Below are 24,755 nucleotides of genomic sequence, written 5' to 3'. Positions count from 1 at the left end.
GCAGAAATACTCATAATAACTTTTCTCTAACGACTATCACATAGCATAAGTCTATATCTAAAATAATTCTTTGTAATTTGACCATTTCGAAGTATGGGTTAATTTTATTCTGTCATAACAATGGCTAAAAATATTCTTTAATTCCGAATCAAGAATATTGCATTATCCCAAAATATTGTTATATTAATTTACATAAGATAAAATTTATTAGTGAATCTTTCATTATTAAGCAGTCATCATGCAAAATAACTTAAAAGCTTCCACTCCGTTAATAAGTGATAGAAACTCTTGGCGTTGGGGTTTTACTCCCCAGGCAGAAATTTGGAATGGCCGTATGGCAATGGTTGGAATTCTGCTAGCAACTATAATTGAGGTGATTGCTGGCCAATAATTTTTGTATTTCTGGAGTATTGTATTGGGTCATAAGTATCAGAAAGACAAAATTATTTAATAAGTATGCCAAAAAAATGGCAAAAAAAACTGGTAGTGTGCTTTGCACACTACCAGTTTTTTTTGATGATATAATCATGCTAAGTTTGTTTCTAGACTAAAAAAGTGTAAAAGCCCATTAAATTTTTGCCTAGTTTTATTATTGATAATAACCCTATCTAGTTCAGATTATTTAACTTGGTTATATTTAACAGTATTCATAACTACATTATCTAACTTAATTATTTTGCTGCTAAACCAGACTAATTGGCTATTATAAATGCCAATTGTATCTCCCTATTATTCTAGGATATATGCTTGACTATGTCTGTAATAATGAATGATATTTAGGCGATTATACTTCTAGTGTTGAGTATCTGAGATTTAATATACTAAATTATTGAAAACCATAATTGTTTAATATACAAACCATCTCTTACTAAACAATAGCCTTGTTATTAACTAAGGAATAAGATTTACTAGTATTCAGGGTTTTTATAAGAATGATGACTTACATAGATGATAGATATAACAAGGTTGAATATTTTCTCCTGACTTTAATCAAGTGTTTTCGGAACTAAATTTGGTCTTTTCATGACTACATTTATTAGTGTGGTGAGGAATATACTCTCCCATAATTAATTTTAAGCTTTCTTGTAAGAAGTTAGTATTTTTTGGATTTGTTTTTGTGTTAGGTCACTTCCCACAAAACTTTTTTTATGTGTATATTGCAAGCTGATTGGATATTTTTTCCGAGAGGGTACTTGACACATTTATCAAGAGGGAGGAGAATTAGTATGGTGTGTGAAAAGCACATCTGGGGGACCGTAGTTCAACTGGTTAGAGCACCGCCCTGTCACGGCGGAAGTTGCGGGTTCGAGCCCCGTCGGTCCCGTATATGCTTTCACTACTTATGTATCTTCTAAGATTGATGCTGTTACCAGGATTTTAGAATCAGGGCTCGATTAATTTAATGTTTTAAAAGAGAGAATATATCGTGACTGTTAGAGTCCGTATCGCTCCAAGTCCTACTGGTAAACTGCACATTGGTACAGCCAGGACTGCTTTGTTTAATTGGTTGTTTGCCCGCCATCATGGGGGGAGTTTCATTTTGCGCATTGAGGACACGGATCAAGAGAGATCTAGTTCTGAACATACGGAAAATATCTTAACTGGACTGCGCTGGTTGGGTCTAGATTGGGATGAAGGCCCATTTTTTCAGACCCAAAACCTACAAATATATAAAAATAGTATACAGGAATTATTAGACAAGGGTTTAGCGTACCGATGTTATACAACACCAGAGGAATTAGATATTCTGCGGGAATCCCAAAAGGCCAGAAATGAGGCTCCCCGATATGATAATCGCCATCGTAATTTAACCCCAGAAAGAGAGGCTGATTTTCAAGCAGAGGGGCGGAGCTTTGTCATTCGTTTTAAAATTGATGAAACTCGAGAAATCATCTGGGATGACTTGGTTAGAGGTCATATAGTTTGGCGTGGCAGTGATTTGGGTGGGGATATGGTGATTGCCAGAGCCGTACAACAAGGCATTGGACAGCCTTTATATAATTTTGCTGTTGTTGTTGATGATATTAATATGCAAATAACCCATATTATCCGGGGTGAAGACCATATTGCCAATACTGCCAAGCAAATCCTATTGTACGAGGCTTTTAATGGGAATATACCCGAGTTTGCTCATACCCCCTTAATTCTTAATATAGAAGGACGCAAGCTGTCCAAAAGAGATGGGGTAACTTCTATTTCTGACTTTCAGAGAATGGGATTTACAGCAGAAGCATTGGTTAACTATATGATTTTATTAGGATGGTCACCTTTAGATTCAACCCAGGAGATCTTTACTTTGGCAGAAGCAGCTAAGCAATTTGGCTTTGAGCGTGTGAGCAAAGCTGGTGCTAAATTTGACTGGGCAAAACTGGATTGGTTAAATAGCCAGTATATTCATAATTATCCTGTGGATAAGGTTATAGACTTGCTAATACCACTTTGGTTAGAAGCTGGGTATAAGTTTGATTTTTCTGGAGAGCGTCCTTGGTTAAAAAAACTAGTGACACTAATTGCCCCTAGCTTAAATCACCTAATAGATGGTGTGGCTATGAGTCAATTATTTTTCACCCGTGATGTAGACTTTAGTGAGGAAGCCAAAGAACAGCTAAAACAGGAAGGGGTTATCTCTGCTCTACAGGAGATTTTAAATGGTCTAGAAAGCAATACTGTTAGCTTTTTTAGTGGTCAAGAAATAATCAAAAAAGTAGTTAAAAAGCAGGGTATCAAAAAGGGTTTAATTATGCGGTCGCTCAGAGCTGCCCTAACAGGTAAAATGCACGGACCAGACTTGATGCAGTCTTGGGACCTACTTCATGATATTGACTTAGATAAAACTAGGTTAAAAGCTGCAATCACCTTAATCAGTTAAATATTCTTCAATAATCTATCAAGTTCAACTTCCAGGATCAATTGTGATAATTAGCAACTACCATGGTTACAAGTGACAGAATCAAAACCCAACTCAGGAGTTGTAAAACATACATATTTCAATGTATCAGAATCTTATTGCTCATACTCACTCAGGTGGGTACAAGTGTAGAGTAGACATAAAATTAGTCACAAATCCAATTCTCTGGGTTTTGCTATAACAGTCAAAATATTTTGACATCTTAAAATCCACTTTGCTATCAAGATAAGAAAAAGTACTAAAATGATACATTGGTAAGTCAAAGATTAATATTGATTATGCCTTTATAGGTGTTAGTTGATATGGTTATTAAACATAGTATCAACACAACAAAAAACTTTAAAATTCTTATATATTAATAGATTTTGTACTTGTACTTATTATATATATAATAAATGTTATTTTCCTAGATACTAATTAAAAGCAATCATCTCTTGAGCTTATTTGAATTACAGAGTTTATAAATGGAAATATTAGTGAATATTATTTCCGATTTATTTATGTCAATTCAACTTAATTCTTCACTCAGCTATTCAAACTTTGTATTATAAATTCATTGCTATATTTCGTAGTAATCATCAATATATTATCCTTGATTAACTATCATATACTTTTATCAAAAATAAGATCCAGCCAATTTATTTAGTTTACAGTCTCTCTTTAAATTACTAACACTGCAATTATATTTAGGTTTTTACAGTTATATGTTCTGTTTTATAAACAGTAAAAATTTTGTAACAAAACAGTTTGTCAGAGGATAAGAACTATATTATAGGGGTTAAATTCATATTTTAGATAACCCTAATAGTTTCAAAATATCCAAATATTTATATGATGACCACAGGCTTTTTTCAATTAATAATTAAAAAGTTTTAAGCTCCTCTATTTACTACTAGAAAAAGTACCTATGCTATTATTACTTAGTATTTTAATTGGCTTCTTAAACTGATAAATATCTATATTAAGTTCTGAAGTGATTATTTTCCTATAAAAAATAATATTTACCACACTAACAAGTCCTATTATGCTTTTATATTAAAATAACAAATTATACAAGTTTACCACCTCATAATTCCAGGGTAACATATAATAAATTCATTGGCTAATTACTTAATTACTGGGAATTATAAAACTAATAATAATCATGCCACCACAAGAACTTATAAGATAATTTTACAAAAAATGATAAGGATACTAAACATCTCAAGGAATCAAAGTAACTACTGGTAAGAATTTTTCCCCAACTCCAATAATAGGTATTCATATACCAAGTAGGTTTATTGATGGTAAGCAGAAGATTCCCATAGGCCACTATATGGGTTTTTATCAAACTTCAGACTATTCCTTGCAACTCAATTATCAATTTAAGTATTTTCCGCTCAAAGTAAAGAGCTATGAAGATAAAACTTTGACTGTGAAAAGACCAGACTAAGTTTGGTGCAATGATTATTTTCAAAGTAAAAAGCCAGAGATATTAGGGTTATGGATACTTAGCAAATAAAAATTGTAGATTGGTTATTTTTCTAGCAGTCAATATTTTTCTTATCCTTATTATAATAGAAATTACAGAGTTTAAATAAGTTGTAGGAAACAATTATGGCAAAATTGTATTTGCCATACCTAGGTTTATATATTTACTTGTAATGCAATTCATAACTTGGCAGACTTCTATCGTAGGATTAAAGGGTTAATGTAAAAACAGACTTCAATTAAAAAAAAATTAGGGAGTTTCACAATACTTAGGAAATTGATGCAAGTATTGGAGTAATAATTGAATTAACAAATTTTTTAAGCAATCTTAAAGTGTATATCCCAGTGGATCTTAATGTATGTGAGAAATATAGGTTAGTTAATTTCGTATTTGTAACAATGTATATTCACGTAACTAGTTTTTAACTAATTATATTCAGTAATCAATTTGAACTTGTCATAAATACAATTGTAGAGGTTTCTTATAGTGAGATGCATATGGCTTTTCTAAGATAATAACTAACCACATTAATTTTTTAATTATGGCTTTATAATTTTGTTAAATGCATTTTCTACCTCTGTATTATAGAGGATTCAGTATATCAACTTATAACTTAAACTAAATAGATGACAACGATATGATTCAGTTGTAAACAAATTATATAATTCCTTTTAATAGGCTTACTTATATTGAGAACAAGTAAGCACTATGATGATGCAGGTTTATAAAAATATAATCAATTTCTGACTTCCATTATTTAAACTATATAGGAATTAAAGATGTATCGTTAACAGATATTCTTGTATATATACTTGTTTAAAATAACACGTTGTAACTGAATCTATACGGTTTGATTAACCTTCAAAGCTGATAATCTTTGTTATATATACTATTTGGTTATAATCATTACATTCAAGGAAGATGTGAGAGAGTATTATTCGCTATGTTTTATCAGTAAAGTGTTTTAGTCTTAATTCTAGAGTTAAAAGAAGAGAGTAAGATATTACCTCTTAAGAATTTGAAAGATAACATACCCGGAGAACCCACTAACAAATAAAGAGATCTGACAAATCGAAAATATATTTTTCCATCTGGGTAATAGAGCTATTTAAGATTTAGATCCTAAGTGTGGATATGTTTCCTCAACACTGCACCTTACGAAACTATGAGTTTGTAATCAAGTTTATATTTACTAATAGTACAAGAAACACATAGTCATAGATTTAAAACTTACGGGAATACATTGAAATAAAAAATTAATTCGTAAAGTATCAGCAAAGAGTTGACATTAAACATGTAAAAATAATAACGATATCGTAAGTGATTTTTGCTTGCTTTAACTTACGTTGTTCTAATCTCACAACCTATTCTCGTTACAATATGTGAGAATTGTGTTAAGTTTGATGAATATTGTTGAACTTATAGCTTTGCTATGATCGAATAGTCTTTCCTGTAAACGGATATAGAGAAAATTAGTGAAACAGAATCAATTAATAAACATCCATGATGGCATGTATTTTAGTGATGTTAGAATCATCAGCTATTACTCAGGAAAAAAGATACAGAGACTTTAAAGTAGTTCGGGATTATCATTTAACATTAATTCATTAAGGACTTTTACAATCTTGGGGCTTAGAGGTATTTATCAATTAAAGGCAACTGGCAATATTCAATTGCCAATAAACTATTTGTTTTTATCAGTATATTTGTAGAGGTAAGTTAACATGAAGTTTTCCTGGAAAGTTATAATACTCTGGACATTACCTGCTCTACTAGTAGGCTTTTTCTTTTGGCAAGGTGCATTTAACGGTATTGGATACATGGGTAATACAGCCACTAGCCGCATGACATATGGCCGCTTTCTGGAATACTTGGATTCCAATCGTGTAGATACTGTGGATTTTTACGAAGGTGGTAGGACTGCGATTATAGAAGTTGTTGATCCTGAATTAAATGACCGAGTTCAAAGGGTTAGAGTAGAACTACCTCCTAATTCTCCAGAATTAGTTAGTAAGTTGAAGAAGAAAGGTATTAGTTTTGATGCTCATCCGGTGCGGAATGATGGGGCAATCTGGGGTTTATTAGGTAATTTAATATTTCCTATTCTGTTAATTACTGGATTATTTTTTTATTCCGTCGCTCAAACAGTATGCCTGGTGGTCCTGGTCAAGCAATGAACTTTGGTAAATCTAAGGCTCGTTTCCAAATGGAAGCAAAAACTGGTGTCATTTTTGATGATGTAGCAGGAATTGAAGAAGCTAAGGAAGAGTTACAAGAGGTAGTTACCTTTCTTAAACAACCAGAGAAGTTTACAGCTGTAGGTGCAAAAATCCCCAAGGGTGTTTTGTTGGTTGGACCTCCTGGTACTGGCAAAACCTTACTTGCAAAAGCAATCGCAGGGGAAGCAGGAGTGCCATTTTTCAGTATTTCTGGCTCGGAGTTTGTGGAAATGTTTGTTGGTGTGGGTGCTTCTCGAGTAAGAGACCTGTTCAAGAAAGCTAAGGAAAATGCCCCTTGTATTATATTTATTGATGAGATTGATGCTGTTGGTAGGCAACGTGGTGCTGGTATTGGCGGTGGTAATGATGAACGGGAACAAACCCTCAACCAGTTATTAACAGAGATGGATGGTTTTGAGGGAAACACAGGTATCATTATTATTGCCGCTACCAACCGGCCAGATGTATTAGATGCTGCCTTGTTACGTCCTGGTAGATTTGATAGACAAATAATAGTAGATGCACCAGATATAAAAGGGCGTTTAGAAGTACTTAAAGTACATGCCCGGAACAAAAAATTAGCTCCTAGCATTTCCCTAGAAACTATTGCTCGTCGTACTCCTGGTTTTACTGGTGCGGATTTAGCTAACCTCCTCAACGAAGCAGCTATTCTCACTGCAAGAAGACGGAAAGAAGCAATTACTCTTGCAGAAATTGATGATGCAGTAGATAGGGTGGTAGCTGGTATGGAAGGTACGCCTCTTGTGGACAGTAAAAGTAAACGGCTAATTGCCTACCATGAAATTGGGCATGCATTAGTTGGAACACTGCTTAAGTATCACGATCCAGTACAAAAAGTTACATTAATTCCTCGTGGACAAGCACAAGGGTTAACCTGGTTTACCCCCAATGAAGAACAGGGCTTAATTACCCATGGTCAATTGAAAGCTAGGATCACTGGGGCTTTAGGAGGGCGTGCTGCAGAAGAAGTGATTTTTGGTAATGCGGAAATTACAACTGGTGCTGGTAATGATCTGCAACAAGTTACTGGCATGGCAAGACAAATGGTAACTAGATTTGGAATGTCTGACTTAGGCCCCTTATCCTTAGAAGCCCAAAGTGGAGAAGTATTTTTAGGTCGGGATTGGATGTCTCGTTCTGAATATTCAGAAGCTATTGCATCCCGTATTGATGAACAGGTCCGCACTATTGTGGAAAAATGCTACGCAAACGCTAAGAAAATTATGCAAGAACATCGCAGTGTTATGGATCGGTTAGTCGATTTGTTGGTAGAGAGAGAAAGCATTGATGGTGAAGAGTTTTGCCAAATAGTAGCCGAATATGCTCCTGTTCCTGAAAAACCCCAGTTTACTGTCATACTATAAGCTAATATGGAAACAACCCTAGGGTTGTTTCCATATTAGCTAGCAGGAATAGCAAAAATTACTATTCCTGTTGTTTATTACTAGTAGACAAACATGTAAAGTGATAAATTAGTATTTTGCAGTAATAAACTCCGGGGAACTTTTAACGGAAATAGGAGGGCTTAACAAGAATTTAGGTGTGAGAATATTAAAAAAACAATTAAAACTTGATTCAATGGAACAAAGAATTTGCCCTGCATACATCAAATGCAACCTTATACTCTTTGAGTATCTCTCTTTGGGAAAAGGTTGTTTAGAAATAAGTCTCATAATAAGTGAATAAATAACTCTATTATCTCCAAATTAAGAATTTCTTTTAGAACATCTAAAATCCGAAATAATTTTGAAAAATCTAAAATAATTTTGACTAATGACTCTTGACGTTTTAATTGTTGGTGGTGGCATTATCGGTTTATCGATTGCCATTGAACTAAAACTACTGGGAGCATCACCCACCATCATCAGTAGGGACTTTAAGTCTGCTGCTACCCTGGCATCTGCAGGGATGCTAGCACCGGATGCAGAACAAATATCAGATCCAGCAATGCAACAATTATGTTGGCAATCACGTAGTTTATATCGGGAGTGGACTTGCAAATTAGAAAACCTTACAGGCTTAAATACTGGTTATTGGTCTTGTGGTGTACTTGCCCCTGTTTACAATTTAGAAAATAATTTGCCTCCTTCCTGTGACCTAAATTCTCATAACAGGTATTGGTTAGATGGGGAAGTCATTCATAAATGCCAATCGGGATTGGGTAAAGATATTATTGGTGGTTGGTGGTATCCAGAAGACGGACAGGTTGATAGCCGTGCCTTAGGAAAGACACTATTGTCAGCAGTGCAGTCTCTGGGTATTGAAGTTAAAGAAGGGATTGGGGCAGAAGCAATTTTAGAGGAGCAATGTCGGGTTGTAGGAGTACAAACCAAAACTGGCTTATTACAAGCAAATCATTATGTAATAGCTACTGGAGCCTGGGCAAATGAACTATTTCCCCTACCTGTAAAACCGAAAAAAGGACAAATGCTACAGGTACGAGTGACGGAAAACATTTCAAGTTTGCCTTTAAACAGAATACTGTTTATGGGAAATACTTATATCGTACCGAGGAAAGATGGTCGAATTATTATTGGTGCATCCAGTGAAGATGTAGGTTTTACCCCCCATAATACCCCAGTAGAAATTCAAGAACTGTTAGCTTTAGGAATTAGCATTTATCCTCAACTTCAAGACTATCCTCTTGAAGACTTTTGGAGTGGATTCCGTCCTGTAACACCTGATGAACTACCTATACTTGGCAGTAGTTATTGTGATAACTTGACATTTGCCACTGGTCATTACCGTAATGGTATTCTTCTAGCACCAATTACTTCTAGATTGATTGCAGACTTAATTTGTAAACAAAAATCTGACCCTCTGTTGGATAACTTCCACTACTCTCGTTTTCAGACATTATCACCTAAGATTTCATCTGTGCTTACTTCCACGAAAAATTCTAATCCTCTCCTTAGTATTGTGAACAATACCCACCAAACCTCCATCACAGATACACCCTTGGTTATTGCAGGTAAGGTTTTTAGCTCTCGGTTAATGACTGGGACGGGTAAATACCGCTGTATTGAAGAAATGCAAAAGTGCGTAAATAAGAGTGGTTGCCAAATAGTAACGGTTGCTGTGAGAAGAGTACAAAATAATGTTCCTGGACATGAAAGTTTGGCCGAAGCACTGGACTGGGAAAAAATTTGGATGTTACCCAATACCGCTGGTTGTAAAACTGCTGAGGAGGCAATTCGGGTAGCTTTTCTGGGTAGAGAAATGGCGAAACTATTAGGGCAAGAAGACAATAATTTTGTCAAATTAGAAGTAATACCCGATAGTAAATATTTGCTCCCTGATCCCTTTGGCACTTTGGAAGCTGCTGAAAAACTAGTAAAAGAAGGTTTTGCTGTGTTGCCTTACATTAATGCCGACCCTATGCTGGCAAAACGTTTAGAAGAAGTGGGTTGTGCAACAGTAATGCCTCTTGCTTCCCCTATCGGTTCTGGACAAGGTTTACAAACGGCAATTAACCTCCAAATAATAATCGAAAATGCTAAAATACCGGTGGTTGTAGATGCGGGGATTGGTTCCCCCTCAGAAGCAGCTCAGGTAATGGAAATGGGTTCAGATGCACTGCTAGTTAACAGTGCTATTGCACTCTCTGACAATCCGCCAGCCATGGCTTATGCAATGAATTTAGCCACGGTGGCAGGGCGCATGGCATATTCTGCTGGCAGAATGCCAATGAGAAGTTATGCTAGTGCCTCCTCCCCCTTAACAGGAACTATTGACTAAGGTAATAAAGAGAATTTACCCTAAAGTCATTTATCTATCTTGGTTAATAAAGTAATTCATGAAAAGTAGATATTAAGTCAGGTGTATGGAAAAGCCTCAATAGCTTTTTTATTCAATTATTCATTGCCAATATCAGTTGGTTTTGGTTAAATTTTAACTAGGTGTCTGGAGTGTTTAAAATTAATAGTCTGGATAAGAGCGTATTGGGAAGTTCCTTATCTATGAGAAAAAAATACCCCCAGTTTATTCCGGGCTATCAGTGGTATTTTGGACTCATGCTCAGTTATTCAGGTACTTAGTCCATTTCCGTATTTGTAATACAGGGGTGGATACCTATATTTCCACTCAGTTGACCATGGCTAACCTCAAGTTACATAATTTATTATTATTGAAGTGCAGAACGTCTCTTTTTGCCAAGTTTAAATAGTATAAAATAACCTAAGTAAACAACATATGTGATTAGGCCAAGAATGCCAAGAATACCAAGGGATTCAGGCTTATCAACATTAGAATGAAAGTATTCCTTAAACATCAATGGTGCTTCCAGCCATACCCCACAATAAGCTGTCGTAATACTATCCTTTGAGAAAGCACAACTTAAGAAAGGTAAAAATGCAACTAACCCAAAAAGACAATAAGTACTCACAGCCCATCGCCAAGAAGTGAAAATGACTTTAAGCAAGCTGTTTGGATAATATTCAATTTCCTCATTTAAATCAACCCAAAACCATAATTCTAAGGGAATTAAGAGTCTAGCTATCCAGCTAGAGAGAAAAGCAATCCCAAACCCACCAATCATTAAATACAAAGTAATAAGCAATAAACTTGACACTCGCCAATAGATAATTAAAAGTCTTTGTATAGCTTCAGCTTTTTGGAAAAATGCCCATGAAAGTAAGAGTAGAGGAAAAATTACCATAAACAAAACAGCTAAGCGATAATCTATCCATACTAATGGGCGAAACCAAACATCATTGTTCATAACTTTGTTAAATAGGTATAAATCAAGTCCAGAAATTCTGGTTTACAATCAACAAATTATAAATCAATGGTGTTGTTCTATTTAAACAACACCATTGACTTATTCAAAAGATAACTATAATAGATAACTTTAACTGAAAAATATCAACAATGAGGTGCCCGGTTTCTGTCATGAAACCGGGAATATATAGAGCAAAAGAGTTAAAAACAAGTATCTCTGGAATATTCTCCTCTAGATCGACATTATTCAACCTACATAGCCAGGGATAATTAGCTAATATAACTCCATTCTGTCTAGAGAGAAAAGATAGTTTTTCCTAAACCCATTGTAATACTACTATTCGGAATATTACTAGTTGGCATTGATCCTCAAAATGACATACTTACCAACACCCTACAATCTAAGGATTGGTGGGCAGGTGCTATATCTGGGTTTGATTTAGATAACTCAACTTATCAGGCCGGAAATCATTTCAGATATTAGAGTAAGAATGAAATAAAATTCGCTAATTTAGCCCCAGCAGAATTTAATGATGTACCTGACTAATCCTCATAAACACGACATTCTGCAGCGTCAGGATTCTCATCACAGTATTCTTCCAGAGAGTTTTTGGTTTTCCCTTGTTTTTGGTGGGAGGCTTCTGCTTGTAATTCTTCAACCGCATCCCATGCAGCAGCACATTCAGCAGAGTTACTACCTGATGTACCACATACTGCACGAGCTTCTTCTAATTCTTGCTGGATTTTTTCTTGAATATCAGACATTGTTTTGAGTACTGTTATGTTGTTATGACTAGTATAGAAAAAGTTAGAGGAATATTATTTTTTCTAGTGTCACTCACCATTTTAACTAGGAAATTGTACACTTAATAATTTTACCTATAGCTGTAACTAAATACTGTAATAATAGTCTTGCTTTCGAAGGAATTTAAGGAAATGTAAAAATGAAAAAATACCCTATGTATAATAATGAACCTGTTATCATTAACATAATAAGTTTTACTGTCTGTCTTTAGTATAAGCAAAGACTATCCTCAGAGTAAGCTGGGATTATACATCTCATAACATAAATGTATTGAACCAATAAATTATAAATTTGTTAATGATTTGGAAGAAGCAGTTGTATATATGATGTAGTGAATTAAATCTCTCCCAACAATATTTTTTCATGTAGAGTTGATTTATAAATACCTAATTAAGATAGTAGAAAACAAAAATTAAAAGGCCATATTCATAGGAAATAGTATAATACATAAAAGGTTAGTAAGGTCTAAAATTTATCTGAAATTAGATATTTAAACGACTGCACAGCTATCACCAAATTATGTACTAAAAAAAGTAATACTTGGCATAAAAATTTTGGACTAGGGAAAACATAGTCACCAGTAACAATATTCTCTCATATAGGACAAATGTTAGAGATATTATTATCACCAAGTACTATTATTAAAATAGCTACAAACCTTATTGTTTTCACCTTGCCAATATAATACATGACCTATATTTTTAGAAAAATAATCACTACGGAACATCAAATCAAAATCCAGATCTACTAATGTAGCATAGGGTATAAATTTAAAGTGCTCACGATTTATCTATATTGTTGACACTTTCAGATAGTTTAAGCAAACTAATCAAATCTTGAGTTTTAATTTTATAATTCCACACTTATATACTTAAACAAAGATCTCATAATCTGATTAGTTAGGAATAACTATAGTATTTCATTTATCAAAAACATTTTCATAAGCCATAATTATTTGAATGAAATATTTATTTTTAGTCTTGTATCTTTGGTTTAATTCACAACCTGGTTTTTATGGAAAATATAGGTATTACCGTAATATCTTTTAAATTCAAGCAATTCTATACCCATGTTAATTGGGAATATCATTAGTAATATTTCCTAATACATCTTCAGAATCATGGGAATTTTTACCACAAAATTCTTCTAAGTTAGACTGAACATAGGCCAAAATACTTTTACTTTATTCTTATGTTTGCAAGTATAACTTTAGCTTGTAGTAAAGGGTCTGATTCTTACTGTTTACTTATAACAATAAATAAACATTTTATTGAAAAACCATATTTAATCCAAAAGTATATCAGGTTTCTTATAATTGATGTATTTATATAAAACTCATACATAGGATATAGAAATACAAAGTAAAAGTCCTGACAAAAATATTAGGCAAAATTTGAAGTAGATTAGAAGGCAAAATAGTTTATAGCTGTAGATTTCATAAATGATCTTTGTATCCTACTTTAGGAGTACATTAATTTGAATGAAACACACTCATTTTATATATAAAAATAAATACTAAATTAAGATATTAGAGCTTTCTAAATGTTTATGCTTAAACGGTTCATAACTTAAATCAAGCATTATTATCTTAATGCCAGTATAGGTTCCAGAATGTCCCAGTTTAATCAATTATTTTGCCATTATCTTCTATTTACAAATAAATCTGATCATAACAGAGAACTATGTTGTTCATATATATTTTTTAAAAATGTTTTGGGACTTTGATCGATTGTATTTTCTCCTCAGAATTATTCTTGTGGGATGCAACAACTATCCATATCCGGTGGAATATTAGAAAGTCACTTAGTTCAACTCCAAACTGAAAAGGAGAGAATAGATAGTTATAGGCATAATTCTAGGGAATTGTATTACTTGTCCCCAAGGATTTATATTTTTGATTTCTCAGTACTTTGAGTTCTTCTTCTGAGCATAGGGATAAACTGCAAATAGTTGTTCTATCAACTCTAGTTGTGGCCATACAATGTTAGGCTAATTCTACAAGTGAAAATAAAGTGGTCTAAGCAAAATATACTCATTTTAGAAGAGGATAATTGTATAGGAATTCTATATAGATTTTATCCACTTGAGTTGGTTTAATTTTTATGAAATTAGACTTAGAGTCTGTAATCATTCCGAGTTAATCGACTTTCATTTCGGCTAGAAAATCATGGCTTTTTCATCCATTGTCCGTGCTTTAGGATACTCATCTCTGTTAAATGAACTTCTTGCCAAACTAAAACAACAACAAAATATACATTTGAACGGAGTTTCACGGCTACCTAAAGGTTTGGTTGCCTCGGCTTTGGCTAACGCTGAGGAGAAAAATTTATTTGTGATTTGCGCAACTTTAGAAGAAGCTAATCGGTGGACTTCTCAGCTAGAAGCTATGGGATGGGAAACTATCCATTTTTACCCTATTTTTGAGGCTTCTCCATACGAACCCCTTGACCCAGAAATCGAGGCAAATTGGGGACAGATGCAGGTCCTTGCAAATTTGGTAAAAAGGAACAAGATAACTAATTTGGCAATTGTGGCTACTCACACATCATTACAGCCCCATCTACCTCCAAAAGAGATATTCATTCATTTCTGTATTAACCTAAAGCGAAATATGGATTGGGATTTGGCGGTTTTTAGCCAACATTTGACTCGTTTGGGTTATGAGCGGGTACCCATGGTTGAAATGGAAGGACAATGGAGCTGTCGTGGGGACATTGTAGATATCTTCCCTGTATCCTCAGATTTGCCTGTAAGATTAGAATCGTTTGGCAATAAGATTGAGCAAATTCGAGAGTTTGAAATTTCTACTCAACGTTCAACTTTAAATAAAATTGAGCATTTAATTTTGACTCCCACCAGTTTTGCAACAATTATCATGGCAGCCATGGAAGATGTTTCTACTGTTGAGCAGTATTTATTAGCAGAGGAACGTGAAATATGGAGAAATAAGCAAACTTTGGAAGGAAGTCGCCGTTTTTTAGGTTTAGTTTTTGATAAAACTGCTTCTTTAATTGATTATTTACCAGAGAATACCTTAGTTGTTGTTGATGAACTAGAACAGTGTTATGCCCATAATGAGCGCTGGTTTGAAAATGCTGAGGAGCAGTGGAAATTTACTGATAATGATAACGATACTTTACCCAAAATTCACAGAATTTTAGATGATTGTTTGGGAGATATGGACCGATTTAAAACTTTATATTTATCTGAGTTAGAAGCAGAAAATAAAGGCACAAATTTATCTGTTCGTTCTCTAAATGTAACTCCCCATGGTTTTGCGAAGATAGCAGAAACACTAAGACAAGAACGTAACCGCAATTTTGCCATATGGATCATCTCTGCACAACCTAGTCGTTCTGTATCTCTGCTACAAGAACATGATTGTCCAGCTCAGTTTGTCCCTAATCCCCGAGATTACCAGGCAATTGACAAATTACAACTTAATCATACCCCTGTTGCTCTCAAGTATTCTGGGTTGGCGGAGTTGGAGGGTTTTATTTTGCCTACTTTCCGCCTTTTAGTAATTACGGATAGAGAGTTTTACGGACAACACTCATTAACCATTCCCAGCTATATTCGCAAGCGTTGTAATGCTGCTTCTAAGCAAGTTGATCCCAACAAGTTACATCCAGGGGATTATGTTGTCCACAGAAACCATGGTGTAGGTAAATTTCTCAGGTTGGAAAGTTTAACTTTGAATAATGAAACCCGTGATTATTTGGTTGTTCAGTATGCTGATGGATTATTACGGTTAGTTACAGACCAACTGGGTACACTGTCCCGCTTGCGTTATACAACATCTAAAACACCCCAACTTAATAAAATGACAGGTAAAGTATGGGAAAACACCAAAAATAAAGTCCGTAAAACTGTAAAAAAATTGGCAGTTGACCTTCTTGCATTATATGCAGCCCGTGCTAAACGGGAGGGATTTAGCTACCCCAAAAATATGGCTTGGCAACAGGAAATGGAAGACTCATTTCCATATCAACCCACCACAGATCAATTGAGGGCTGTACAGGATGTAAAACAGGATATGGAAAGTACTCGCCCTATGGATCGGCTAATATGCGGAGACGTGGGTTTTGGTAAGACTGAGGTTGCAATTAGAGCTATTTTCAAAGCAGTCACTGCAGGAAAACAAGTAGCATTGCTTGCACCCACTACCATTTTAACTCAGCAACACTATCATACTCTAAAAGAGCGCTTTGCTCCTTATCCTATCCATATTGGTTTACTCAACCGTTTTCGTAGTACAGAGGAACGTAGGGAAATTCAGAAAAGACTCACATCTGGGGAACTAGATGTGGTAGTCGGAACTCATCAACTTTTAGGTAAAAGTGTTAGCTTTAAAGACTTAGGGTTATTGGTGGTGGATGAAGAACAGAGATTTGGTGTCAACCAGAAAGAAAAAATCAAATCCCTGAAAACCCAAGTAGACGTACTCACTCTTTCCGCTACACCTGTTCCTCGTACCTTGTATATGTCACTTTCTGGAATTAGAGAAATTAGCCTAATTACGACTCCACCTCCATCTCGACGTCCCATAAAAACTCACCTTTCCCCCATGCTTACTGAAACTATCCGCAGTGCCATCCGACTAGAACTAGATAGATGTGGACAGGTATTTTATGTAGTTTCCCGAGTGGAAGGAATTGAAGAAAAATCTGCAAGTATTAGGAAAATGATTCCTGAGGTAAAGTTAATAACTGCCCATGGGCAAATGGATCCAGGAGAATTAGAATCTGTTATGCTCACTTTCAGTAATGGAGAAGCAAATGTGTTGGTTTGCACTACCATTATTGAATCTGGTTTAGATATTCCCCGCGTTAACACCATCTTAATTGAAGATGCTCATCGCTTTGGTCTGTCACAATTGTACCAATTACGGGGACGTGTGGGACGTGCCGGGATTCAAGCTCATGCCTGGCTATTTTATCCACAAAAACAGGTATTATCTGATACTGCCAGAAATAGATTACGAGCAATTAAAGAACTAACTCAACTCGGTTCTGGATACCAACTAGCAATGCGAGATATGGAAATCCGCGGTGTGGGGAATCTGCTTGGTGTAGAACAATCGGGACAAATGGATATTATTGGTTTTGATTTATATATGGAAATGTTAGAAGAAGCAATCCGAGAAATCCGAGGACAAGAAATACCTAAAGTTGAGGATACCCAGGTTGATCTCAACATCACTGCCATGATTCCTAGCGATTATATTCCTGATATTGATCAAAAAATGAGCGCATACCGCACTATAGCATTAGCCAAATCGAGGGAAGACCTAGCAAAAATTGCTGTCGAATGGGGTGATCGTTATGGTAAAGTACCCAAACCAACAACACAATTGTTAAGAGTCATGGAACTCAAACAAGTTGCGAAAAGACTTGGATTCGTCCGTATCAAACCGGAAAATAAACAGCATATCGTTTTGGAAACACTAATGGAAGAACCTGCTTGGAACTTATTAGCAGAAAATTTACCAGAAAATCTACGGAGCCGTTTTGTTTATTCTCCTGGAAAAGTCACAGTTCGTGGTTTAGGAGTATTTCATGCTGAGCAACAATTGCAGACATTGATTGATGCATTAGGGAAAATGTCTTCAACTATACCTAATGTATCAGTAATTTAAAATATTTATCGTTAAAACCGTTGGGTATTTTCCCCAGTATTTATAATGTCTTAAATAACGCTTGAGTTCATTGGTAGTAAAAGCCTTAAACTGCTTGATAAATTAGAAGTTAGTTTCAAAAAACAAAATTGTCCATATTAGGCAAACAATTAATCATTTTCACTAATGATGCTCTGATCACAGCATCATATAAGTAAAACATGTAACTTTTATTGCTAATATCTTTTTTTGGTAAACAGATCCAAAGATCCTGTGGTAGCTGTTACAATATTGTTAAGAATCTTTGCCTATCGCCTTTTAAGAATGCGAATTTGGGTTTAAAACGATTGAAAAGACAACATGGAAAAGAATTTTTAAGATAACCAGCTGTGGTAAGCTGGTTTTTATTTTTCATCTTAAAATAAATTAAGATTATTGCGGTCAAAATAAAGTGGTGCAATCATGATATTTTTGATTATTCACTGACTCGAGTAAATCTACAATTAGGCAAGTATAATCCACCCCTAGTCTAACCCAAAAATTATTTTGCCCTGTAATTGATCATTATCATGGTAAATGTATTTTATTATTACAGCCCTAAAATACGATCCCCAGTTTATTTATAGTCTTTTCACTAATGCAATAATTTTCATGTCATGAGAAACGACTAAACCTTAGTCCTAATAATACTAATAAACACAGTGAAGGATTTAGAACACATTATTATCTATATCCTGGATTTTACTGTTTTTGGCACTAGTTTGAGATAGTATTTAACTCATCTGAGTGATTGGCTTATCGGTTATGCTATGTTGTCTTCTCTACATCATTAATTAATTCAGTAAAGAATATATAATATAACCATGATAAAAATAAAGCTAATTTGCATTAGCATATTAATTTACAAGTGCTTAATTTGATTTTACTCAGATAGATGACTTAATCTTGGCTAGTCTATTTACAGCCTACTATTCAGAACCTCTAATGAACTGGCAATAGCAACATATAATACCACTGATGTGGGATGGTACTTATATGACCAGACTATAATACTCCTTGTTATAAAATTTTCAGTATATATATCAGTTATGTTTTACTTTCTCAGTACTTAGTCATTTTACGTTATCTTATCTATTTTTAGGGTTTTATTACCTTGCCTTTAAATTGTTATATGTTTTTTTCTTGTTGGATAATTGTCTCTGTTATTTATTTGGTTGTTAGCTATTTCAACACAATAGTATTGTTCTACATTTTTAGAGATAGTTTTTCCCATACCTTTTATATTCCCTATAGAATATGGGTGTTATCAATATGCTATTACTTAAATTATTTACTTTTGAAACTACCTTTAACATGTACTATGTATAACTAGATTTTCCTGATAAGGAAATTATATACTTAAACTGCTAAATTTACAAATTGAGTAGTTTTTTGGATGCAGTCAAAATATTATTTTTATGTAAGTATTCAACTCTTATTTATATAGCCCTTCTTAGGAATAATATTCCTCAAGAGGTTAAATAATAATTAATATAAAGTTATAAAATATACATGCTATTTAATATGTTCTTTATCTCATATATAAGTGGATAGTATACAGTCCAAATTAATTTTTTCTCACTGTCTAACTCAACTGCCTTCTTTAAAATAAGTTTTGAGTTGAACATTACAAGAGTCAATAACCAAAACTGTAAAATAGTCAATGTAAACCCAAAAAATACAAAACAGAAGAAAATTACATGGACTTAGGTATTACACTTTTTAATTACAAATTAGGTTTATGTTTTGACCTTCAAGAAAACTAGTGGCAATTTTCTGTAATTATAAGTTAATGACTACCATAAAGTCTATTTTTTATAGTTATCTGGTCATTTACTCTACAGAAATACTTGTTTGAGTATTATAGAAACACTCGTCGCTCTAAAGTAAAGGCGGGTTCTTATTTATCCACAGAATTATTTACCCTTTCCTAACTAATAACATCAGCCTATGATAAGAATTAGATATGCTTGTTAGTCTTGTGGACTGGAAAACAAAAGTATGATTATAGCGTTACTCTATTTAATGTTTGCTGGAGCCTATCTGCTGTTATTACCTGCAGCTGTTTTACTTTACCTGAAACAGCGATGGTATGTGGCGAGTTCCATAGAGCGATTATTGATGTACTTTCTAGTTTTCTTTTTCTTCCCTGGTTTATTGCTCCTGTCGCCATTTGTTAATCTACGCCCCCAGCGACGAAAAATTGAAGTGTAATATAGTAAATTAGAGGAAAAACTTAAAGGTTTAAAGTGTTAACAGGTAGACTACTTCTACTTGATTTTAACTCCTCTAAATTATTTGATATCTGGGGGAAATCCCTAGATATGAAAACTAGTATTTGGGGTTATTAGCATCATCAACTTGTTCCCCACTCTTTAATATTCTAATGTATTAGGTCATTCTTATCATGCGACGTATTGACGCAATTATAATTGCTTTTTGTATCTTTGTTGCAGGCGGTATAATATACCTTGCATTACAACGATTGGGTTTGGATAGCCAGATTTCTGGTATTTTAAGCCAGACAGTACTTATATGTGGGTTGATAGGCTGGTCATTCACCTATATACTTCGTGCTGTAAATAACAAAATGACCTATAATCAACAGCGAGAAGACTATGAAAAAGCTTTTTTCCAACAACGTTTAGATGAGCTCACTCCAGAAGAACTAGAACGTATTCAGACAGAGATAGAATAAAAACCTAATAATTTGAAAGTTTAGATAGTAATTTCTTAGATGGAAAGTTAGAAACCTCAGTTTTGCCTAATTAATTTGTTCGTTAAGTATATACTTGAACTAAGTCCATAAACTTTACTCCTAATTCGACTTAACAATATTGGGGACGACTGATGATTATTTCCACGATTTTAGGAAAAATATCTGACAAGATATTAATTTAAAATTCAAAGCTATTTTACTGAAAACAATTGCTAATATTTCCATTTATTTTGCTAGACTCTAGCAAAATAAATGGAAATTGCTTTAATTCCTTACATTACTGCAGACGATCCTAATTTGGAAATTACTGCATTAGCACTGCAGGGTTTTGATAGCAATGGTACAAATGTGATTGAAGTAAATATTACTTTACTCTGACTATCCTGCTATAGCAATACCCTAGAAAAGGTTCTGGCAATTTTAAAACAGCTTATTCCCAATTATGAATATACCCATTGTCTTATTTACATAAGATAACCCCATTTTAAATAGTGTAATCAAGATATTTCTTCAAGAAATATCTTTCATTGGCGTTTCTGGATTTGTTTTACCAGATTTATCTTTAGAGGAAGTAGCTAATTTCATTAAACCTGCAAAAAAAAGCTGGTGTTGAATTTATTTTACTCATTACTCCTATGAGTTCTGACAAACGCATAACTGCTATTGTAAATATTTCCCAAGGTTTTATTAACCTTGTGAGCGTTACCGGATTTACAGGGACATGATCTAAACAGATGTCGGATTTAACATTAAAAATACGTCATGTTACGAATAAACCTGTTAGTGTGGGCTTTAGTATTTTATGATCAGAACAAGCAAAGCAATTATAAAGACAGGGGAGGTGATGGTGTAATTCTTGATAGTTCCATGGTTTAGATATTGGCTCAAGGAATGCCAGAAGAGGATATAAATGCTATTGACTTTTGCTATAAGCTCAAAGATGCGATATCAGAAGTTTAAGTAAAATTAACAAATTAATTGCTAATTTTCGTTGAGACAAGGGGAGATAAATAAAGAAAGAGTAAAATCTAGTTTTTTCATCTTTCTTGGTAGACAATTTAACAGATATAGTTTTGAATATATAAAGCACCTTCATGTGCTTTAACAATTAGGTAAGTATAGAAAGCACTAACATACATAATATTTGAGCATAAAAAAATAAAATAAAAAGTATTAGGGTATTAAGTATATGAGTGTGAGAGAGAATCAGTCATTTATTTTAGTGGTGTTGCAGTCTAGGGGCAAGGGACAATGAGCGAAAGTATGGCGTTTGTTGGTGGGGTGGCCGTAGCAGGGCTGGCAGCACTCTTGTTACTTAAAGGTCCAGGGGAAACTTCTACCCAACCAAATTTTGCTGTGTCTCCACCAATGCAAGCACCTGCCATGAACCCGATGGTACCCCCACAAGTTAGAACATATCCCTACACCTACTTAAATCCTAACGCACCCGTACCCCTGCCTATTGATCCCAGTATCAGTCAGAAACTAGTGCAACTAGAGAAGTATAAAGTCTTAGGTGATAAATTACGGCAAGAAAATACTCTGTTGAAAGCCCAAATACAACAGATGCAGTTTCAGATGCAGCAAATGAGGTTGAATACTGATAATAATCAACGAATACCCATACCATCTGAATTAAATATAACTGGAAATACTTTGCTTTCTTCACCCATAGTTTGGGCAGTAGGGGGAATGAGTCTTGCAATTGGTGGGGGAGTTGTAGTTGCAGGGGTTTTGGCCCTATTCTCCCCTAGGGAGCGTAATGCCCGTACCGTCCAGGTGTTACATCCTTATCCTAGTACGAGCCAACATATGGCTCCCGCACGCCGGGCAGAATTTTTACCCCCTCACAAAGAAGTGAAAAGGGTAAAAAACCACCACCAATATGATGATATCTATTAGGTGAGTTGTTTCTGTATTATGTGATTTTTTTCATGTTGATTCTTTCTGTAGATATTTCCGTAAGCCCTCACTCATTTCCAACAAGTTAGGTTTAATCTTCTCTGCCAAAAAATTCTCTACTGCATGAGCTATTTGACCTGTTAGAAAATGGGGTACTCCCTTTATTTCCTTTGGGTCTATTATTAATTCCCCGCGACTTTCAATGATCGTATTGCCATTATCTTCTAGGAAGCGATTAATGCCAGAACAAGTTACAGCTTCTTTAAAAGAGTGCGTTTCAATTGACCATACCAGAATAAAATCTTTTCCTTTCCAAGTATTATACTCAGTCCAAGAAAGCATCTCTTCGCTGAGTATAGCTCTTGTCACCAAGGGTATCTCACCACCACCATGCCATTCATTCACACAATATATTTTCCCATCTTCTTCCCGACGGGACTTTACCCTAATATCACGCACATTAGGCATATAAGGAACTAAGTCCACGAGTTTATCCCGAAAGGTCGCATAAACTAAGGAACGATGGAAAGGAATACTACTACTATTTGAGATATTCATCCTCAGGTGTGATTCTTGTTGTCAAAACTATAACAGCAACTTGAAATGAATGTATAAAATAAAAAGATAAATACTATAAATTCAGTTAGGTTCTGTCTTGTCCACTTTTCTTAACAGAAGTTTAACAGACTAGGACTCTATAAAAAAAACTACCAATATCTAAATTTGCCAAATTAATATTCATATTTATCAATTTAAAGGATATCCCTACATATTCCTGTAATATATGTCAATATAAATTTGTCTGGTTGAATCATATAGACAACTTACTGGAGAGAATTATAGAACTCTGATGACACTATCAGGAAATATCAAGCAGATACTAAAACAACGTTTACTAATGTCAGATAGGCTATGACTCAGATGTATTTTGCTATGGGGTAAATGATTCAGAATTTCTGAACCTATAAATGACCATTTTTATCATTTCCAGCACCAGATTGGATTTCGAGATAGTGTTTACCTGTTAATTTTTCCCGTTGATTAATCAGGTAAATGCTGATTAACGTTAATCCAACCCCTACCCACTGTAATACACTGAGAACCTCGTGCAGCCAAAAATAGCCGAATATTAAAGCAAATACAGGTGTAAGAAAAGTCAGTGAACTGAGATTGATAAGATTACCTTGAAACGCAAAATAAAAAATAGCCCATAAGCGATTGCACTTCCAAAAACTGCCATATATCCCAGGATAAACCAATCACTAAAACCCAGGTTGATAAGGGGATTACTTTCTGAAATTCCCGAAACAAACCATAATGGCAACCCCCCAATAATCATATGCCATCCAGTAGAAGTGATAGGATCTGCATAACGGGAAACAAAACGAATTAAAATAGTTCCCACTGCCATACTGAGTGCTGCTACCAGCATTAAGTGTTCACCATTTTCAGTAAAAGACAGAAGCATATCATAGGGTGATAATTCAGCAATAGAGGGAATAAAAAGATGAATATCATGGAAAGTCAAATTGTCAGATAAAGCAATAAGACTAATACCAATTGCCCCGATACTTAAACCTAGCCATCCATATAAACCAATTCTTTCTTTAAATAGCCAGGAAGATATCAAAGCGACTGCTAGGGGTTGAGAGTCAATTATCACAGACCCCAAACCAGCACTGGTTTTAACTAAGCCTTCTACCAGGAATCCCTGGAATAAAGTCCCATCTACAAATGCAAAAATTGTAATCCACAACCAAGCATTCCATCCTTGGGGTTGGGATTTACCCATAAATGCTGCTGCCACCAATATTAAGATTCCTGCAGGGATAAGACGTAACCCAGCCATAAATAATGGAGTTGTGTGAGCTAATACCCCTTTCATTACTACCATTGTTGTGCCCCATAAAAAAAATGGCAGGATTAAAAATAAAGATGACAGAGAGAAGCGAAATACAGGAAACAAAATTTGCATAAATAACTACCGGATGTATTATTCCACACTGCGTTTAGTGGAAAATTATAACTAGTTAATTTTACTGAATTATGTAGTTTTATGAAAGCATATATATTAGTTTGTTATTAGAATAATTTAATATTTGTTTTCTTAGGTTCTTATTATTATCATCCTAATATGAGGATGCTTGACTCCATTAATATAAATTTATAAGTCTTATAAAAAAAAGATCTAATGAGTTCTTTTACAAATTTTAAATTTACATATAAATTCTTTATTTTTCATTTAAAAACTATTATATTTCTAACCTAAATTATAATATAAAATATATATATCTATTACTAAACTTATAGTATATTTTATATTATATATAAAAGT

Annotated in this window: 11 protein-coding genes, 1 tRNA gene and 4 pseudogenes; 12 read left to right on the top strand and 4 right to left on the bottom strand. The window is 34.3% G+C overall.

What is annotated here, in order from left to right:
* Positions 1-238: 238 nt before the first annotated feature.
* The 6 genes and pseudogenes from RINTHH_RS06220 to RINTHH_RS11710 form a co-directional block, all read left to right on the top strand.
* Positions 239-391 carry a chlorophyll a-b binding domain-containing protein gene (locus tag RINTHH_RS06220; protein WP_008234283.1) on the top strand — a complete coding sequence of 51 codons (153 nt, stop codon included), beginning with the start codon at positions 239-241 and terminating at the stop codon, positions 389-391.
* A gap of 859 nt (positions 392-1,250) precedes the next feature.
* A tRNA-Asp gene (locus RINTHH_RS06215) sits at positions 1,251-1,324 on the top strand.
* 102 nt (positions 1,325-1,426) lie between these two features.
* Positions 1,427-2,869 (top strand): glutamate--tRNA ligase, encoded by a 1,443-nt coding sequence (gene gltX / locus RINTHH_RS06210; protein WP_044304773.1) that lies wholly within the window; start codon positions 1,427-1,429, stop codon positions 2,867-2,869.
* Positions 2,870-6,103: 3,234 nt separating this feature from the next.
* Positions 6,104-7,983 (top strand): annotated as a pseudogene (ftsH2, locus tag RINTHH_RS06205) (ATP-dependent zinc metalloprotease FtsH2).
* A 409-nt stretch (positions 7,984-8,392) separates the two neighbouring features.
* Positions 8,393-9,473, top strand: a pseudogene (gene thiO / locus RINTHH_RS11715) (glycine oxidase ThiO); the annotation flags it as partial.
* Positions 9,474-9,568: 95 nt separating this feature from the next.
* A pseudogene (locus tag RINTHH_RS11710) lies at positions 9,569-10,357 on the top strand (glycine oxidase ThiO); the annotation flags it as partial.
* 385 nt (positions 10,358-10,742) lie between these two features.
* Here the strand turns inward: RINTHH_RS11710 and RINTHH_RS06195 are convergent.
* Together RINTHH_RS06195 and RINTHH_RS06190 are read right to left on the bottom strand one after the other, a co-directional pair.
* Positions 10,743-11,339, bottom strand: a complete 597-nt coding sequence (locus RINTHH_RS06195) for a DUF3177 family protein (protein WP_008234277.1) — start codon at positions 11,337-11,339, stop codon at positions 10,743-10,745.
* A gap of 542 nt (positions 11,340-11,881) precedes the next feature.
* On the bottom strand, positions 11,882-12,103 hold the full coding sequence (locus RINTHH_RS06190; RefSeq protein ID WP_008226771.1) for a Calvin cycle protein CP12: 222 nt from the start codon (positions 12,101-12,103) through the stop codon (positions 11,882-11,884).
* 2,207 nt (positions 12,104-14,310) lie between these two features.
* Between RINTHH_RS06190 and mfd the strand changes: the two genes are divergently transcribed.
* The 6 genes from mfd (at position 14,311) to RINTHH_RS06170 (ending at position 22,420) form a co-directional block, all read left to right on the top strand.
* Positions 14,311-17,781, top strand: coding sequence for a transcription-repair coupling factor (gene mfd, locus RINTHH_RS06185; RefSeq protein WP_008234275.1), 3,471 nt, complete (start codon positions 14,311-14,313; stop codon positions 17,779-17,781).
* Between the two features lie 2,019 nt (positions 17,782-19,800).
* Entirely contained in the window at positions 19,801-20,013 is a 213-nt protein-coding gene (ndhL, locus tag RINTHH_RS10455) for an NAD(P)H-quinone oxidoreductase subunit L (RefSeq protein ID WP_081606238.1), read from the top strand.
* A gap of 193 nt (positions 20,014-20,206) precedes the next feature.
* Positions 20,207-20,497, top strand: a complete 291-nt coding sequence (locus RINTHH_RS06180) for a DUF3007 family protein (RefSeq protein ID WP_008234273.1) — start codon at positions 20,207-20,209, stop codon at positions 20,495-20,497.
* 273 nt (positions 20,498-20,770) lie between these two features.
* A complete protein-coding gene (locus RINTHH_RS11555; protein ID WP_008234272.1) occupies positions 20,771-20,896 on the top strand; it encodes a tryptophan synthase subunit alpha in 126 nt (41 codons plus the stop codon).
* Positions 20,897-21,153: 257 nt separating this feature from the next.
* The gene (locus tag RINTHH_RS11550) at positions 21,154-21,243 is read left to right on the top strand and encodes a hypothetical protein (protein ID WP_331270894.1); all 90 of its coding nucleotides are present in this window, start codon (positions 21,154-21,156) and stop codon (positions 21,241-21,243) included.
* A 526-nt stretch (positions 21,244-21,769) separates the two neighbouring features.
* Positions 21,770-22,420: a hypothetical protein gene (locus tag RINTHH_RS06170; RefSeq protein ID WP_008234270.1), complete on the top strand. Its 651-nt coding sequence runs from the start codon at positions 21,770-21,772 to the stop codon at positions 22,418-22,420.
* 30 nt (positions 22,421-22,450) lie between these two features.
* Here RINTHH_RS06170 and RINTHH_RS06165 read toward each other — a convergent pair whose 3' ends face one another.
* Both RINTHH_RS06165 and RINTHH_RS06160 read right to left on the bottom strand, forming a co-directional pair.
* Positions 22,451-22,978 carry a hypothetical protein gene (locus RINTHH_RS06165; protein WP_008234269.1) on the bottom strand — a complete coding sequence of 176 codons (528 nt, stop codon included), beginning with the start codon at positions 22,976-22,978 and terminating at the stop codon, positions 22,451-22,453.
* 404 nt (positions 22,979-23,382) lie between these two features.
* Positions 23,383-24,395, bottom strand: a pseudogene (locus RINTHH_RS06160) (DMT family transporter).
* Between the last annotated feature and the right edge of the window lie 360 nt (positions 24,396-24,755).

Origin of the sequence: Richelia intracellularis HH01, from assembly GCF_000350105.1 — a bacterium.
Taxonomy (GTDB): domain Bacteria; phylum Cyanobacteriota; class Cyanobacteriia; order Cyanobacteriales; family Nostocaceae; genus Richelia; species Richelia intracellularis.
The sequence above is the reverse complement of the archived record's forward strand: the minus strand, read 5'-3'. Positions and strand labels throughout refer to the sequence as shown.

What these genes read in the sequence shown, in the direction of transcription:
- RINTHH_RS06220 (WP_008234283.1), top strand. Translation starts at nt 239, where the DNA reads ATGCAAAATAACTTAAAAGCTTCCACTCCGTTAATAAGTGATAGAAAC.
- RINTHH_RS06195 (WP_008234277.1), bottom strand. Translation starts at nt 11,339, where the DNA reads ATGAACAATGATGTTTGGTTTCGCCCATTAGTATGGATAGATTATCGC.
- RINTHH_RS06190 (WP_008226771.1), bottom strand. Translation starts at nt 12,103, where the DNA reads ATGTCTGATATTCAAGAAAAAATCCAGCAAGAATTAGAAGAAGCTCGT.
- mfd (WP_008234275.1), top strand. Translation starts at nt 14,311, where the DNA reads ATGGCTTTTTCATCCATTGTCCGTGCTTTAGGATACTCATCTCTGTTA.
- ndhL (WP_081606238.1), top strand. Translation starts at nt 19,801, where the DNA reads ATGATTATAGCGTTACTCTATTTAATGTTTGCTGGAGCCTATCTGCTG.
- RINTHH_RS06180 (WP_008234273.1), top strand. Translation starts at nt 20,207, where the DNA reads ATGCGACGTATTGACGCAATTATAATTGCTTTTTGTATCTTTGTTGCA.
- RINTHH_RS11555 (WP_008234272.1), top strand. Translation starts at nt 20,771, where the DNA reads ATGGAAATTGCTTTAATTCCTTACATTACTGCAGACGATCCTAATTTG.
- RINTHH_RS11550 (WP_331270894.1), top strand. Translation starts at nt 21,154, where the DNA reads ATGAGTTCTGACAAACGCATAACTGCTATTGTAAATATTTCCCAAGGT.
- RINTHH_RS06170 (WP_008234270.1), top strand. Translation starts at nt 21,770, where the DNA reads ATGAGCGAAAGTATGGCGTTTGTTGGTGGGGTGGCCGTAGCAGGGCTG.
- RINTHH_RS06165 (WP_008234269.1), bottom strand. Translation starts at nt 22,978, where the DNA reads ATGAATATCTCAAATAGTAGTAGTATTCCTTTCCATCGTTCCTTAGTT.